The sequence below is a fragment of the Flavobacterium algoriphilum genome (assembly GCF_048158655.1).
GTDB classification, from domain to species: Bacteria; Bacteroidota; Bacteroidia; order Flavobacteriales; family Flavobacteriaceae; genus Flavobacterium; species Flavobacterium algoriphilum.
This window is the reverse complement of sequence record NZ_JBLNKY010000005.1, coordinates 257,531-272,574: the sequence shown is the minus strand read 5'-3', so window position 1 is coordinate 272,574 and position 15,044 is coordinate 257,531. Positions and strand designations below refer to the sequence as shown.

Here is a 15,044-nt window from a genome sequence, read left to right as displayed (position 1 = left end):
TTTGATTCTTTATTCTAAAAACAAAATCATTTTTGTTATTTTTGTTTTTACAAGGATAAATTATTAAAGAAAAAAAGTGAATTGTGTTTTAGCACTGAGAATTCTATATAATCTAATTCCCGAACCTGAATAAATAAGCACTCCATTAAATATTATAAATGAAAACCTATTACATTCATAACGGAACTGAAAACAGTGGTCCGTTTTTTTTAGACGAATTAAAAGCTAAAAAAATAACAAAAACAACATTAATATGGTTCGAAGGTATGGACGAATGGAAATATGCCGGAGACATCCCTGAATTAAAAATCATTTTAGCTGTAGTTCCTCCACCTCTGAAAAACATTACAGCTTTACCAATAGAAAATAAAAAAGTAGTAAGTCTAACTATTTTAGGATTAGATAAAAGTATCTTTTTTTTAGCTTGTGGAATTTTAGCTTTAATTATTGGAACACTGATTTTCAATACGTATCAAGAAAACAGAAGTTTAGAATTTGAACAGAAAAATCACCAAACCGAATTTCAAAACCAACAAATTGAACTACAACAAAAACAAACTGACGAGGAAAAAATACAACTTGCTATTCAAGAAAAAATAGAATCGGATAGACTCTCAAAAGAAAAAAAAGACTCTATCAACTATAGAATTTTAGAAATAAAGAAAATAATATTTGTCAACAATGCTAATTTAGAGGAGGATCAAAATAAATTAATTGATGCCAAAGACTTTAAATTATTAAGAACAGAAATCGAAAGGGAGGAACAGATTAACTTGATAGAAGATGATATTATCCATTGGCAAAACGAAATTAAACAACTAAAAAATGAAGCCGATCGATTGTATTTAAAAATAGAAACAATACACTAATCTTAATTTTAGGAATCAAAAGAATTCCACAGCAAAAAAAACTCCAAAGCTTCAAAACTTTGGAGTTTTCCTTAATTTAAACAACTTTTCAATCAAGCTATTTTTCTAAACTTTCTAATGTCATATTCGAAATCACAGACTTATCTTGATCCAAAACATCCTCATTACTTGCATATTGATCATTTTTCTTTATAAAAAGCCAAGTATTATCATCTTTCGTTTTTAGTTCTACCAATGCAAATTCACCTTTGAGCTTTTTTCCATTAAGAATAAAACTAAGATGTCCTTCTTTCAAATCACAATTTAATTTTTTTTCGACATTAGCTACGCCTTCATTATCCGCTAAGGTATAGCTTCCATTATCCCAAATCATAACAATTCCTGCACCATAGTTTCCTTCAGGAATAATTCCTTCAAAATCTTTGTAATCATAAGGATGATCTTCCACCATAATCGCCAGTCTTTTATCCGCAGGATTCATCGACGGCCCTTTAGGTAAAACCCAACTTTTTAATACTCCGTCTATTTCCAACCGAAAATCATAATGCAAATGAAATGCTGCGTGCTTTTGCATGACGAAAACTAATTCGGTTATAGATTTTTTAATAGCACCTTCAGGTTCACTGATGTACTTAAAATTACGCTTTTGATTGTATTTATTTAAAGATATCATAATAAATAAAATTAGAGTTAAAATAAAACTAAAAAATATGAAATTGATATATTCGTGTAATTAGTCAATATGCAAGCTAAAAAAACATTTAGATTGGGTTCAACTTTTTCCTGTATTTTCGTCTAAATTGCTGTGATTATCACCGCCAATACTATAATTGTTATTCTCCTCGTCTTCACTTCCCATATCTTCCTGATCATCATCCAGTTCAGATCCGGGAACGTCTAAGTCACTGCCAGACTCATCCTCATAAAAATCTTTTTGATTCAATTCCCTGACGTTATTAATTTCAACAGGTGCTTTTTTTCTAGTAATATCTTCCGGGTCAATTTCCATTTCTTTGTGGAACTGATTATAAATATCTTCGCTTGGAGGATAAATAAGAGAATCCGGCACTTTATTTTTATCTTTAGAAACCGGTTTCGTATTATTTAGATTTAATTTGTCATCTTTGTTTTCCATTTTAATGTTTTATTAAATTGACTTACAGAACACTAAGATAATCATTTTTAAATAAAAATGCATTTTATAAGTATAAAAAACAACCTCTAATTCTTATTTTATTATGGAAACGATTTATACATTCTTTTCAAATTTTAAGCTTTCTAATCCCTAAATTAATTCAATTAATTGTTAGTTTGGTAAGAATCCATTTTTATTTTAAACAAGATTTTTTACCCTTTAAATTCTTAAAATAAAGTTAAGTAACATTCTTTGGTTTTCTAATCAAGTCTGATTCTTTTAAATTTACAAAAATTATTTTTTTTTATAAACAACTACAAAATGGTACCAATGGAAGACCCAGAAAAAAACCAAAATCAAGCAATGAATCCATTTTTTCAACCCTATAATACACCGTATAATGTTCCGCCTTTTGATAAAATAAGAAACGAACATTTTAAACCCGCTATTTTAGAGGGCATTAAACGGCATCAGACAGAAATCGATCAAATTGCAGATAATACAGATGTACCTACTTTTGAAAACACCATTCTTGCCATGGAAAATTCAGGTGACTTTCTTTTGAATGCTACTATGGTTTTTTCTAATTTGAATGGCGCAAATACCAACGATGACCTTCAAAACATAGCCAAAGAACTTGCTCCAAACTTAGCGGCACACAATGACAACATCTATTTGAACGAAAAATTATTCTCAAAAGTAAAATCACTTTGGAATGAAAAAGAAAAGCTAAATCTGAATACAGAACAAGCTAAAGTTTTAGATAATTTATACAAAGCATTTGTACGAAGCGGAGCCAATTTAGCTGATTCAGACAAAGATAAACTGAGAAAAATAAACGAGGAACTTTCACTGACTTGTTTGAAATATGGCCAAAATGTTTTGGCTGAAACCAATACATACAAATTGGTTATCAAAGATAGAAACGATTTATCCGGATTACCTCAGGAATTAATTGCTGCTGCTCTTGCCGAGGGGAGATCAAAAGGAAACGAGGGAAAATGGGTTTTTACCTTATCCAATTCCAGTGTGATTCCGTTTTTGCAGTACAGTGCCAATAGAAATTTAAGACAGCAAATCTGGAAAGCCTATGAAACCCGTGCGAATCATGATGACGATTTTGACAATAAAGAAAATGCGCTGAAATTGGCAAATCTACGCGGCGAAAAATCCAGACTTCTTGGTTATGAAACGCATGCTCATTATGTTTTGGAGGAAACTATGGCCAAAACTCCAGAAACTGTTTATAAACTTTTGAATGATTTATGGGAGCCAGCTTTAGAAATTGCCAAAACGGAAGCAGCAGATATTCAAGAAATGATGACAAAAGACGGAATCAATGATTCGGTTCAACCCTACGACTGGCGATTTTATACTGAAAAAATCCGTAAAGAACGTTTTGATTTGGACGAGCAGGAATTAAAACCTTATTTTAGTTTAGAAAATGTCCGAAAAGGCGTTTTTCAAGTTACCCAAAACTTATACGGCTTACAATTCAAACCCTTACTTGACGTACCAAAGTACCATGTAGAGGTAGAGGTATGGGAAGTTTCAGAATCCGACGGAACGCCTGTCGGTGTTTTGTATATGGATTTTCACCCTAGAAATTCTAAACGTGGCGGAGCATGGATGACGTCCTATAGAACCCAAAAAACAGTTGATGGATTTAGACAAGGTCCAGTAATTTCTATTGTTTGCAATTTTTCTAAACCAACAGAAAATAGTCCGGCTTTATTGACTTTTGACGAGGTGACAACTTTTTTTCATGAATTTGGTCATGCTTTACACGGATTATTATCGAATGTAACATACCGAAGTTTGGCCGGTACAAATGTGTCAAGAGATTTTGTTGAATTACCTTCGCAAATTATGGAAAATTGGGCCGGAGAACCTGAAGTTTTAAAAATGTATGCCAAACAGTATCAAACAGGAGAGGTCATTCCGGATGATTTGATTAAAAAAATGCAAGAATCAAGCACTTTTGATCAAGGTTTTATGACCACAGAGTATTTGGCAGCTTCGTTTTTAGATTTAAAATACCACACTCAAAAAGAGGCAATTACATTAAACAGCAATACTTTTGAGAAAAATGCAATGGACGGAATAGGCCTAATCAATGCCATCATTCCAAGATATAGAAGCACGTATTACAATCACATCTTCTCAGGTGGCTATTCGGCTGGATATTATAGTTACATCTGGTCAGGCGTTTTGGATACGGATGCTTTTGAAGTCTTCAAAACAACCAACTTATTCAATCCTGAAAAAGCCATATCATTCCGAAAAAACATTTTAGAGAAAGGCGGAACCGAAGAACCAATGGTCTTATATAAACGTTTCCGCGGAGCAGAACCTAGTGTTGCACCTTTATTAAGAAAACGAGGTTTAGACAAAAAACAAACAGCGGCGCCTACAAAAAAATCCGACGATTAATTATTCCAAAAACAAAATATCCCATTCTTAAACTTAATTTAGAATAGGATATTTTGTTTTAACTATTGGTAAACGATAATACATCTCTTTATTTACCACGACTTCTATTTTTGAAAAAGTCAAATGATTGCCTTAAATACTGATTAAGCAATATAAAAATAACGACATTACCCATTACATAAAACAGTAACAGTAGATTTCCATACTGAACAATAAAATCGATTGTGATTGACAACTCAAAAATCGATATTTTCTATTCTATTTTCCACAATTAATACAACTTAAATCACTAACTTTAAACAGCTTAAATATGTGTCTGAATAACTTGAAAGTACTTTCATAATCTTAAAAATAAAAACATGAGCGCATTAAAAGACAATATAATACCGGGAAATCACGGTCAAATTTTTGGAACAAATGCTATAGAAGAAGTTGATTTAATCGAAATTAAAGCCAGCGTCTTAGGGCTCGATGGAATAAAAGATGTGCTGTTGAATGCTGAAATATTCCCCAGAGAATTCACCGTGCATACCTCTAAAATGGTAGCTATAAGTGACATTGAAAACAAAGTAAAATCCGTAGGCTTTCACGTTATCCCAAAAGATATGTTTCAGCTTTAAAATTCAAATCTCCCCTTTCTTTAGTTTTCACAATTAGCTCTAAAATTAAAACCAACCCGATTCAGTTAATCTCAAATTATTTAAAAAAGACAAAAATGGAAACTAAAAAAACAATCTATCAATTACATGAAGAACATAAAACGTGGTTAGACAAACTTTCATTTTATAAAGATGAACTTAAAATTATGGATAACCGAATTTTGGAAGTGGCAAAAAAAAACACATCTAATGAGGTACGCTCCTTAGCTGATCATTTTAATAATCAACTAATTATCCAAAAGGAACAAATCGACATCCTAAGTCATGATATTAAAAGTCACGAAGTGTACCTTGATGCTGCAGCGCTCGATAATCCTAATGGTATTGATAATGAAAAATTTTCAGACCATAAAAAACACCGGGAAAGTATCGTCATTTTTGAGAAACTATTTAAAGATTTGAGAGAAGATTTAATTAATTTTCTATCGAAATGGATGTGAATGTTGTATGATTTACAAAAATTAGAAACGTATTTTAAAATTAACAATTATTTCTTAAGTTACCTGTGGAAAAAATTTATATAGTAGAACAGAACCCAGATTTAACAGATTATTACAATTTTTTTCGATTATAACAAGAAAACCTAACCCGTTTATAACGCTTCCGGACTCCCTTTTCTGAGTAAGCACTACCTTTAAAATACTTTTAGTATTATTAGCAACAGCTAATTAAAAATTTAAACAAAAATTAGTATTCTAAATTTGGTTTTTACTTATTCATATCGTAATATTGCAATATAAATATATAACGATGGGAATTACTAAATCAGAACATTTTACAAACGAGCAAAATGAATTGGCGACTTTAGCGAAAGCCATAGGTCATCCCGCACGTATTGCCATTATTCAACACCTTATCAAAGTAAACAGTTGTGTATGCGGTGATATAGTAAACGAACTGCCTCTAGCCCAACCTACCGTTTCACAGCACTTGAAAGAACTAAAAAATGCCGGTCTTATAAAAGGTAATTTTGAAGGAAATGCCATTTGCTACTGTCTCAACGAAGAAGGTTTTAATAAAATAAAAGGCTTTTTCCAGCATATCAATACCTATTTAGAAAACAAGAAAAATCAATGTTGTTAATTTTAAAAATACTAGAATCATGAAATCGCCAGGACTCAGAAAAAACAATATAATTTAGGAATGGCGATACCATATTCCTTTTAAAAAACAAATATTATAATCATATGAAATTATCAGAAATTAAAAATCAGTTGAGTACGTTAGAAGACGTTGCTTTTGTATTGCCAAACGGAACCTATGTCCCAGAACATTTCCATGTAACCGAAGTGGGTTTAATCACCAAAAACTTTATCGACTGTGGTGGAAAAGTTCGAAAAGAAACCCTAGTAAATTTCCAATTATGGGATGCCAATGACTTCGAGCACCGCTTAAAACCGCAAAAACTTTTGGATATTATTGCCCTTTCAGAAAAAGTGTTAGGAATCGAGGATCACGAAATTGAAGTAGAATATCAAGCCGAAACGATTGGAAAATACGACTTAGGTTTCAACGGAACAACATTCACTCTATTAAACAAACAAACAGCTTGTTTAGCACAAGATCAATGTGGCGTTCCTGCAGAAAAACAAAAAATAAAATTATCCGAAATCCCTACGCAATCAAGCTGTTGTACTCCTGGAGGAGGCTGTTGCTAATTTTTTAAAACTATAAAATGACTCTAACAAAAACCATCCTATTTCCTGAAATCGAAAAAGTAATCCGTGCTTTTGATTTTGAAAACATAACAGCAGAACGCAAAATTATTTTGCAACCGCTGATTGATTTTATTCAAAACAAAGCTACAAACCAACAAGAAATCAGGCTAAACTTAATCTGCACACACAATTCCAGAAGAAGCCATTTATCCCAAGTTTGGGCACAAACAGCAGCAGCTCATTTTAATATAAAAAATGTATTTTGTTATTCTGGGGGTACCGAAGCAACTGCTTTATTTCCTATGGCTGCGAAAACACTAGAACAATCAGGCTTTAAAATTAAAACCATTGCAATAGGGAATAATCCAATTTATGCCATAAAATATTCCGACAATGAACATCCTGTTATTGGTTTTTCAAAAACTTATGATGATGATTTTAACCCCAAAAGGGAGTTTGCAGCAATATTGACTTGTTCGCAAGCAGATGGAGGTTGCCCTTTTATTGCAGGTGCTGAAATGCGTATTCCAATCACATTTGAAGATCCAAAAGCGTTTGACAATACGCCACAACAAGCAGAAAAATATCAGGAACGCAGTTTGCAAATTGCTACCGAGATGTTCTATGTATTCTCCCAAATAAAATCATAAAATGGCAGCTAAAAAAAGATTACACTTTCTCGATAGTTACCTTACACTTTGGATATTTCTGGCAATGACAATTGGCGTTTCTATTGGCTACTTTATTCCGTCAAGTAGCGGCTTTATCAATTCTTTTTCAAGCGGAACGACCAATGTTCCTTTGGCAATTGGATTAATATTAATGATGTATCCTCCATTGACTAAAATTGATTTTTCAAAAATTCCTTTAATGTTTGAAAAGCCAAAATTACTCACCGCCTCTTTTTTAATCACCTGGATTATTGGTCCGTTTTTAATGTTTTTATTAGCAACATTCTTTTTGAAAGATTATCCGGAATACATGACCGGTTTAATCATTATTGGGATTGCGCCTTGCATTGCGATGGTAATTGTTTGGAATGAATTAGCTGAGGGAAATAGAGAATTAACAGCTGGATTAATTGGAATTAATAGTTTACTTCAAGTCTTCTTCTTTGGTTTATATGCTTATTTCTACCTGGAAGTCATGTTGCCTTTATTTGGAATAAAAGGTTTGGAATTAAATATTACGGTTGCCCAAATTGCTACAACAGTTGGGATTTATTTAGGAATTCCATTTGCATTAGCAGTAATTAGCCGCTATGCCATCAAGAAATACATTGGCGACAAATGGTTCAATCAAAAATTTATTCCTTTTGTCTCTCCCATTACTTTGATTGCTTTGCTTTTTACAATTGTAATCATGTTCAGTTTAAAAGGTGAAATGATTGTTGATTTACCGCTGGATGTAATTCGAATTGCTATTCCACTTGTGATTTTCTTTACCATTATGTTTTTCCTGATGTTTTTTGTTTCTAAAAAAATTGGAGCCAATTATCGGGATGCCGTAGCGCTTTCATTCACTGCATCGGGTAATAATTTCGAATTGGCAATTGCAGTTTCTATTGGAGTTTTCGGTATCAATAGCGGACAGGCATTTGCCGGCGTTATTGGGCCATTAGTAGAAGTTCCGGCTTTGATAATTTTAGTAAATGTCGCTTTTTGGTTAAGAAAAAAATATTATCAATCTAAGTAATTTCAAAAATAAAAATTTTAAAACATAAGTACATAATTTTAAATTAACTTCAAGCTCCCACATACTTTTTGGGAGCTTTTTTTTGCTATAAATCACTTAATCCCCTAAATGCAAAATATTTATTTCATAAAAAGAGGTTTTTTATTATAAATACCCCATTTAAAACATCCTTTTTTTAATAATTACCAATTAATTTCAAAAACACAAAATTAAGTATGAAAATTAAGTATTAATACTTATATTTGTCTAATAATACTTAATTAATGAGGTTATGATTCAAGTAATAGTAGTCGGAAACGGCATGGTAGGTTACAAATTTTGTGAAAAATTCATCACAAAATCTGGACAAGAAGAATATCAAATCACCGTATTTGGAGAGGAACCAAGACGCGCATACGATAGAGTTCACTTGAGTGAATACTTTGCAGGTAAAAGCGCTGATGACTTATCATTATCAACATCAAACTGGTACGAAGAAAATAATATAATCCTAAATACCTCTGAATTAATCACTGATATTAATAGGGAACAAAAAACAATACATACCCATTTAGAAAAAACACATACTTACGACTACTTAGTTTTAGCTACAGGGTCCGCTGCTTTTGTACCTCCTATTGAAGGGGTGGATAAAGAAGGCGTTTTTGTATACAGAACTATTGAGGATCTGGACGCAATCATGGCTTACGCCAAGAAAATAAAGCAAAATGGAGCTACAGAAGCTGCCGTCCTTGGTGGTGGATTATTAGGATTAGAAGCTGCTAAAGCGGTATATGATTTAGGATTAAACCCACACGTAGTAGAATTTGCTCCTCGATTGATGCCAAGACAGCTCGATAAAGGGGCGAGTGAAATGTTGCAATCAAAAATTGAAGAACTCAACATTGGCATTCACCTGAACAAATCAACACAATATATTGCTGGAGAACATGCCATAACGGGAATGATGTTTGAAGGCGATTATCTTCTTAAAGTGGATATGTTAGTAATTTCTGCGGGGATTAAACCACGGGATGAACTAGGAAGAGTTTCCGGACTTGAAGTAGGTGTACGAGGAGGAATTCTAGTAAACAACAAGATGCAATCTTCAGATCCTTATATCTATGCGATCGGAGAAGTAGCACTTTATAATCATATGATTTATGGTCTTGTAGCTCCTGGATATGAAATGGCTGATGTAGCTGCTGAACAAATCCTGAAAGGGGCAAAAACGATGAGGGAAACCATCGATATGTCCACACAACTAAAATTAATTGGTGTTGAGGTGGCGAGTTTTGGTGATCCTTTTATAGAAAGTGAAGGTGTGACAGCCATAGTTTATGAAAACAAATTCAGCGGAATTTATAAAAGAATCAATGTAACCAAAGACGGAAAAAAATTACTGGGCGGTATACTTGTAGGAGATTCGTGTGATTATAATGGTATGTTCCAAATTTATAGCAATGCTATGGCCTTGCCTGCTAATCCAGAAGATTTAATCTTGGGTTCAAGAGGTGGAGAAAGTTCTAGTATGGGAAGTGTTATGGATTTGCCAGATACTGCCGTAATTTGTTCTTGTGAAAATGTAACAAAAGGAGCAATTTGCTGTTCAATACTTGATGAAACCTGTGAAACAGTATCAGATGTGGTAAAATTAACAAAAGCAACTTCAGGCTGTGGCGGTTGTAAGCCAATGGTAGTTGATTTAGTTAAAGAAGCCCAAAAATCAATTGGCAAAGAAGTGAAAGAAAGCATTTGCGAGCACTTTCTTTTTACCAGACAAGAATTATTTGATATCGTAAAAATCAATAAATACACTAACTTTTACGAAGTTGTAGATCACCACGGAAATGGCGATGGTTGCGAGGTTTGTAAGCCGGTTGTAGCTTCTATTTTTTCAAGTATCTACAATGACACCGCAAACAAGCACGTTACTACTCAAGATACCAATGACCGATTCTTGGCTAATATTCAAAGAAACGGAACCTATTCAGTAGTGCCAAGGGTTGCAGGAGGCGAGATTACTCCAGACAAATTAATTGTTATCGGAGAAGTGGCCAAACAATTTGATTTATACACTAAAATTACGGGAGCGCAACGTGTCGATTTATTTGGAGCACATTTGAACGATTTACCAAAAATTTGGAAAATACTAATCGAAAATGGTTTTGAAAGTGGCCACGCATACGGAAAATCATTGAGAGCCGTAAAAAGTTGTGTTGGTAACGCTTGGTGTCGTTATGGAATGGATGATAGTGCAGGATTTGCCATTGAACTTGAAGATCGTTACAAAGGTATTCGTGCTCCGCATAAAATTAAAGGAGGCGTTTCGGCTTGTATTAGAGAATGTGCCGAAGCAAGAGGAAAAGATTTTGGACTGATAGCTGTGGAAGGCGGTTGGAATCTTTACATCTGTGGAAACGGTGGAGCCAATCCAAAACACGCTGTTCTACTAGCAGAGCAAATTGATAAAGCAACTGTTATTAAATATTTAGATCGTTTTTTAATGTATTATATCCGTACAGCGGGACCTTTAGTACGTACCGCAACTTGGTTGGATAAAATGGAAGGCGGATTGGATTATTTAAAAGAAGTTATCATTCACGACCGTATCGGTATTTGTGAAGCATTAGAATCTGAAATGGAATCGCTTGTTGGAACTTTTGAATGTGAGTGGAAACAGGTACTTGAAAAACCAAGATTGATGAAACGTTTTAGTCACTTTTTGAATTCAGATGAAACGGATGATACTATCGAATACGTACCGTTAAGAGATCAAAAAATGCCAAAACCGTGGTAATAAATAATTAAATTCTTTCCAGTAAATAGTACTTCAACGGCTTTTTGGGAGTAATGGAAAGATAAAAAAATAAAATTATGGAAAATATATTAAACGATTACAAAGCTGTTTCGTTAGAAGACGTTAAAGTTTGGTTCAAAGCCGGAAAAATAAAAGACTTTTCTAGTAATAGAGGAGGATGTATTAAATATAAAAACAAACAGATTGCCGTTTTTAATTTCGAAAGAAGAAATGAATGGTATGCCTGTCAAAATGCTTGTCCTCACAAAATGGAAATGGTCTTGTCAAGAGGGATGACTGGTTCTGCAGATGGTATTCCAAAGATTGCCTGTCCAATGCACAAGAAAACTTTTTCTCTAGTAGATGGTTCCAATCTGAATGGGGAGAAATATTCAATAGCAACCTACCCTGTAAAAGTTGTAGAAGATGAAGTATTCGTTGGCTTTTTGGAATAATTATGTATCTTTGATTTTAAACATTTCTAATGACAGCAACACCATTCCAGAACGCAAGTAAATGGATTGACGCAGAGAATGCTCAAGATCCAAACCACGAAACATACCAAGCTATAAGCTATCCAAAAGAATTATTATATTCAAATCGAATGTATGAAAGACTGATGGATTTTCATCCAAATGCATCAGAAGAAGTTCAAATTGCCTCCAAAGCACAACACATTTGCCGATGGAAAATAGCACGGGAATCCTATCCAATGGATCGTGTGGGTTATTTAAAATGGCGCGAAGATTTGAAAAAATTTCACGCCAAAACAACCGCTGTTATTTTAGAAAAAGCAGGGTACAGCGAGGAATTTATCGCCAGAGTTTCTTTTCTGATCGAAAAAAAATTACTTAAAAAAGACGCCGAAACACAGCTATTAGAAGATGTAATTTGTTTAGTATTTCTAGAGTATTACTTAGACCCTTTTGTACACAAACACGACAGGGAAAAAATGAAAAACATCATTCTGAAAACTTGGCTTAAAATGTCTGAAAAAGGACAGCAAGAAGCCTTAAAAATCAACTACAGTGCTGCGAATCTTGAATTGATCAAAGAGTCTCTTGAACTGTAATTTGATTTCGTTATGACAAAAAGCGCCAAAGGATCATCTATCGATACTATTTCATTTAAAAACTTAAGGCGATTGTATCTTTTCGCCTTATTAACAATTGCCATTACGGTATTGCTAAGCCAGTTGTTGATACAATACAATCTTAACAGCCAGCTGAGTGATTCCCGAATAATCAATATTTCGGGAAAACAAAGAATGTTGAGCCAGAAGTTGACGAAAGAAGTTTTAATTTTCAATTTCGTAACGGATACTGCCAAAAAAAATGAGGAAATTACAAGGATTAACGAAACGCTTTCGCTTTGGAAAACTACCCATTTTAATTTAGAAAAAGGAAATGACAGCCTTGGTTTTCCAAAAGAAAAAAGCAAAACTCTTTCGGTATTATTTAAGGCAATCAAACCTAATTTTGACAGTATAGTTAACGCTGCAACGCTTTTTTTAGAAAATAAAAAACAAAATACAAAGGAACCCGAAAATCAAAAATTAGTACAAACTATCCTTGAAAACCAAGTAGTTTTTCTTTCTAAAATGAACCAAATTGTTGATGTATACGACAAAGAGGCGCTAGAAAAAGTGACGCTGCAAAGTAAAACGGAATACGCAATTTTAGTATTTACATTATTTGTTTTATTACTGGAATTCTTGTTTATCTTTAAACCGACCAATCAAAAAGTAGAAAAACTTATTTCTAAACTTTTATCTTCCGAGAAAAACGCATTAAAACTCGCTTATAACACGGAAATAATTAGCGAAATAAAAGAAAATTCTGTTAAAGAATTGAAATCGCTCAATTATGCCATGGAGAATACGTTGCTCTATTGCCGGGTTGCCCCTGATGGTACCGTGATTCATATTGGTGAAAAATTCTCAAAACTGCTTCAATACAACCCATTTATTTCTGACAAAACCTTTTCTCAGGTTCTGACTCCAATAGAAAAAGAGCAAATCGTAATTGACAGGATTCTTGCCGAAAAACAACGCAGTGGCTGGCAAGGAGAGCTCAATATTACTAATAGAGATGGCGAATCCCTCTGGCTCGACTTATCGATGGTTCCCGTAACGATAAAAAAAGAAGAATCTGAATTATTGATTATCTGTTTTGATATTACCGAGCGTAAGAAAGCGGAACAAGAAGTTGAACGATTGAATACCGAAAATGTAACCGATAAAATCAATCAACAAAAGATTATTTCGAGTAAAATTGTCGAAAATCAGGAAAACGAGCAAAACAGGATTGCCCGAGAAATTCACGATGGAATTGGACAAATGCTTACCGGCTTAAAATTTAGTCTGGAAAGCATTAATCTGGATGATAAAGAAAAAGCGGCTCAAAAAATAGAGTACCTGAAAAAATTATCGCTTGACATTATAAAAGGAGTACGTACCGCCACCTTTAATCTAATGCCTCCTGAATTGAGCGACCATGGCATTGTTTCCTCCATTGCAAAATTGACTCAGGAATTATCAAAATTAACAGGGAAGAATATTCTTTTTTATAATAAGACCCATTTTGATAAACGATTGGATTCTTTAATTGAAATTAACGTCTACAGACTGACCCAAGAAGCCATTAACAACGCTCTTAAATATGCCGAATCCTCGCATATAATTGTACAATTATCTCATAGCAGCACAATTTTGAGTATTACGATTGACGATAACGGAAAAGGATTTGATATTACAACCGTCGAGAAAAAAAGAAACAGCGAGTCTGGAATGGGATTGCTTTTCATGAAAGAAAGGATTCAATATATTAATGGTCGGGTTTTCATCAACTCGATTCCTGGTGAAGGAACTCGCATTACTTTCAATATTCCTATATAATCTTCGGAAAATTACAAAATTCACTCTTTTTTCAATCCAAATAAAATAATTTCATTAGAATACGTATCTTAGCCTTTATTTTTAGGTTAATATACGTAATAATCAGATTTAAAAATTAAGTAAATTATGAGTAATACTATTCGAGTTGTTCTGGCAGATGATCATGTATTTGTAAGAGATGGTATCAAATCATTATTAGAAAACGAAGTAAACATAGAAGTTGTAGGTGAAGCTATTGATGGTTTAGAAGCCCTAAAAATAGTAGAAACAAGCAAACCTGACTTACTCATTTTAGATATTCGTATGCCTAATATGACCGGTATTGAGGTAGTCGAAAAACTAAGAAGTCAAAACAATATGGTAAAAATTGTTATGCTTTCTATGCATGAATCCGAAGAGTACGTATTAAAATCAATCAGAGCCGGAGCCGATGGATACTTACTTAAAGGTTCCAGCAAAGAAGAATTTCTTAAAGCACTCCATACTATTGCTAATGGCGGAAAATATTTCAGTGGCGACATCTCCTCTATATTAATTGGTCAGCTTAACAATCCGTATGGGGTAATGGAAAAAAAGCAAGTACTTGACGAAGAACTGATGATAACCAAAAGAGAAAAAGAAATTCTTAAACTTTTATTATCTGGAAAAGGAAATAAAGAAATAGCCGAAGCTTTAGACATCAGTAAGCGGACTGCAGAGGTTCACCGTTTTAATTTGATGAAAAAATTGAAAGTAAAAAATCTTATGGAACTTTCTAATAAAGCAACAGAATATTCTTTATTGTAATCTTTTTTCAGGAAGAGCCTTTCCAATTTTCCAAAGACTACGTACTTCAATATAAATTAAGTATAAATACTTAATTATTTTTAGCAAACTGCAAAAACACAGGTTTAAACTAAGTTTTAGTACTTATATTTGTA

The 15,044-nt window shown here is 33.3% G+C and carries 15 protein-coding genes; 13 read left to right on the top strand and 2 right to left on the bottom strand.

Going from position 1 to position 15,044, the window contains the following annotated elements:
• The first annotated feature begins 158 nt into the window (after positions 1-158).
• Positions 159-869, top strand: coding sequence for a DUF4339 domain-containing protein (locus ACM55G_RS10925; RefSeq protein ID WP_416843961.1), 711 nt, complete (start codon positions 159-161; stop codon positions 867-869).
• Positions 870-966: 97 nt separating this feature from the next.
• Here the strand turns inward: ACM55G_RS10925 and ACM55G_RS10920 are convergent, their stop codons facing one another.
• Both ACM55G_RS10920 and ACM55G_RS10915 read right to left on the bottom strand, forming a co-directional pair.
• The gene (locus ACM55G_RS10920; protein WP_416843960.1) at positions 967-1,542 is read right to left on the bottom strand and encodes a DNA polymerase ligase N-terminal domain-containing protein; all 576 of its coding nucleotides are present in this window, start codon (positions 1,540-1,542) and stop codon (positions 967-969) included.
• A 99-nt stretch (positions 1,543-1,641) separates the two neighbouring features.
• A complete protein-coding gene (locus ACM55G_RS10915) occupies positions 1,642-2,004 on the bottom strand; it encodes a hypothetical protein (protein WP_416843959.1) in 363 nt (120 codons plus the stop codon).
• A 330-nt stretch (positions 2,005-2,334) separates the two neighbouring features.
• Here ACM55G_RS10915 and ACM55G_RS10910 point away from each other — a divergent pair, with 330 nt between their 5' ends.
• The 12 genes from ACM55G_RS10910 to ACM55G_RS10855 all read left to right on the top strand — a co-directional run bounded on the left by ACM55G_RS10910 (position 2,335) and on the right by ACM55G_RS10855 (position 14,910).
• Entirely contained in the window at positions 2,335-4,437 is a 2,103-nt protein-coding gene (locus ACM55G_RS10910; protein WP_416843958.1) for a M3 family metallopeptidase, read from the top strand.
• Positions 4,438-4,796: 359 nt separating this feature from the next.
• Positions 4,797-5,057 (top strand): heavy-metal-associated domain-containing protein, encoded by a 261-nt coding sequence (locus ACM55G_RS10905; RefSeq protein ID WP_416843957.1) that lies wholly within the window; start codon positions 4,797-4,799, stop codon positions 5,055-5,057.
• Positions 5,058-5,152: 95 nt separating this feature from the next.
• Entirely contained in the window at positions 5,153-5,536 is a 384-nt protein-coding gene (locus ACM55G_RS10900) for a hypothetical protein (protein WP_416843956.1), read from the top strand.
• A 310-nt stretch (positions 5,537-5,846) separates the two neighbouring features.
• Positions 5,847-6,179, top strand: coding sequence for an ArsR/SmtB family transcription factor (locus ACM55G_RS10895; RefSeq protein WP_416843955.1), 333 nt, complete (start codon positions 5,847-5,849; stop codon positions 6,177-6,179).
• Between the two features lie 104 nt (positions 6,180-6,283).
• Positions 6,284-6,754: a DUF6428 family protein gene (locus tag ACM55G_RS10890; protein WP_416843954.1), complete on the top strand. Its 471-nt coding sequence runs from the start codon at positions 6,284-6,286 to the stop codon at positions 6,752-6,754.
• Between the two features lie 17 nt (positions 6,755-6,771).
• Positions 6,772-7,404 carry an arsenate-mycothiol transferase ArsC gene (locus ACM55G_RS10885; RefSeq protein ID WP_416843953.1) on the top strand — a complete coding sequence of 211 codons (633 nt, stop codon included), beginning with the start codon at positions 6,772-6,774 and terminating at the stop codon, positions 7,402-7,404.
• 1 nt (position 7,405) lies between these two features.
• On the top strand, positions 7,406-8,449 hold the full coding sequence (gene arsB, locus ACM55G_RS10880) for an ACR3 family arsenite efflux transporter (protein ID WP_416843952.1): 1,044 nt from the start codon (positions 7,406-7,408) through the stop codon (positions 8,447-8,449).
• Between the two features lie 271 nt (positions 8,450-8,720).
• Complete coding sequence (gene nirB, locus ACM55G_RS10875) at positions 8,721-11,228, top strand: nitrite reductase large subunit NirB (protein WP_416843950.1); 2,508 nt, start codon at positions 8,721-8,723, stop codon at positions 11,226-11,228.
• Positions 11,229-11,305: 77 nt separating this feature from the next.
• A complete protein-coding gene (nirD, locus tag ACM55G_RS10870) occupies positions 11,306-11,683 on the top strand; it encodes a nitrite reductase small subunit NirD (protein WP_416843949.1) in 378 nt (125 codons plus the stop codon).
• Positions 11,684-11,712: 29 nt separating this feature from the next.
• Positions 11,713-12,300 (top strand): DUF4202 domain-containing protein, encoded by a 588-nt coding sequence (locus tag ACM55G_RS10865; protein WP_416843948.1) that lies wholly within the window; start codon positions 11,713-11,715, stop codon positions 12,298-12,300.
• Between the two features lie 12 nt (positions 12,301-12,312).
• On the top strand, positions 12,313-14,124 hold the full coding sequence (locus ACM55G_RS10860) for a sensor histidine kinase (protein ID WP_416843947.1): 1,812 nt from the start codon (positions 12,313-12,315) through the stop codon (positions 14,122-14,124).
• A 126-nt stretch (positions 14,125-14,250) separates the two neighbouring features.
• Entirely contained in the window at positions 14,251-14,910 is a 660-nt protein-coding gene (locus ACM55G_RS10855) for a response regulator (RefSeq protein WP_416843946.1), read from the top strand.
• Positions 14,911-15,044 lie beyond the last annotated feature (134 nt).

Coding starts and splice junctions, on each gene's coding strand:
- nirB (WP_416843950.1), top strand. CDS start 8,721: ATGATTCAAGTAATAGTAGTCGGAAACGGCATGGTAGGTTACAAATTT.
- ACM55G_RS10905 (WP_416843957.1), top strand. CDS start 4,797: ATGAGCGCATTAAAAGACAATATAATACCGGGAAATCACGGTCAAATT.
- ACM55G_RS10890 (WP_416843954.1), top strand. CDS start 6,284: ATGAAATTATCAGAAATTAAAAATCAGTTGAGTACGTTAGAAGACGTT.
- ACM55G_RS10855 (WP_416843946.1), top strand. CDS start 14,251: ATGAGTAATACTATTCGAGTTGTTCTGGCAGATGATCATGTATTTGTA.
- ACM55G_RS10925 (WP_416843961.1), top strand. CDS start 159: ATGAAAACCTATTACATTCATAACGGAACTGAAAACAGTGGTCCGTTT.
- ACM55G_RS10920 (WP_416843960.1), bottom strand. CDS start 1,542: ATGATATCTTTAAATAAATACAATCAAAAGCGTAATTTTAAGTACATC.
- ACM55G_RS10895 (WP_416843955.1), top strand. CDS start 5,847: ATGGGAATTACTAAATCAGAACATTTTACAAACGAGCAAAATGAATTG.
- ACM55G_RS10885 (WP_416843953.1), top strand. CDS start 6,772: ATGACTCTAACAAAAACCATCCTATTTCCTGAAATCGAAAAAGTAATC.
- ACM55G_RS10865 (WP_416843948.1), top strand. CDS start 11,713: ATGACAGCAACACCATTCCAGAACGCAAGTAAATGGATTGACGCAGAG.
- ACM55G_RS10910 (WP_416843958.1), top strand. CDS start 2,335: ATGGAAGACCCAGAAAAAAACCAAAATCAAGCAATGAATCCATTTTTT.
- ACM55G_RS10915 (WP_416843959.1), bottom strand. CDS start 2,004: ATGGAAAACAAAGATGACAAATTAAATCTAAATAATACGAAACCGGTT.
- nirD (WP_416843949.1), top strand. CDS start 11,306: ATGGAAAATATATTAAACGATTACAAAGCTGTTTCGTTAGAAGACGTT.
- ACM55G_RS10860 (WP_416843947.1), top strand. CDS start 12,313: ATGACAAAAAGCGCCAAAGGATCATCTATCGATACTATTTCATTTAAA.
- ACM55G_RS10900 (WP_416843956.1), top strand. CDS start 5,153: ATGGAAACTAAAAAAACAATCTATCAATTACATGAAGAACATAAAACG.
- arsB (WP_416843952.1), top strand. CDS start 7,406: ATGGCAGCTAAAAAAAGATTACACTTTCTCGATAGTTACCTTACACTT.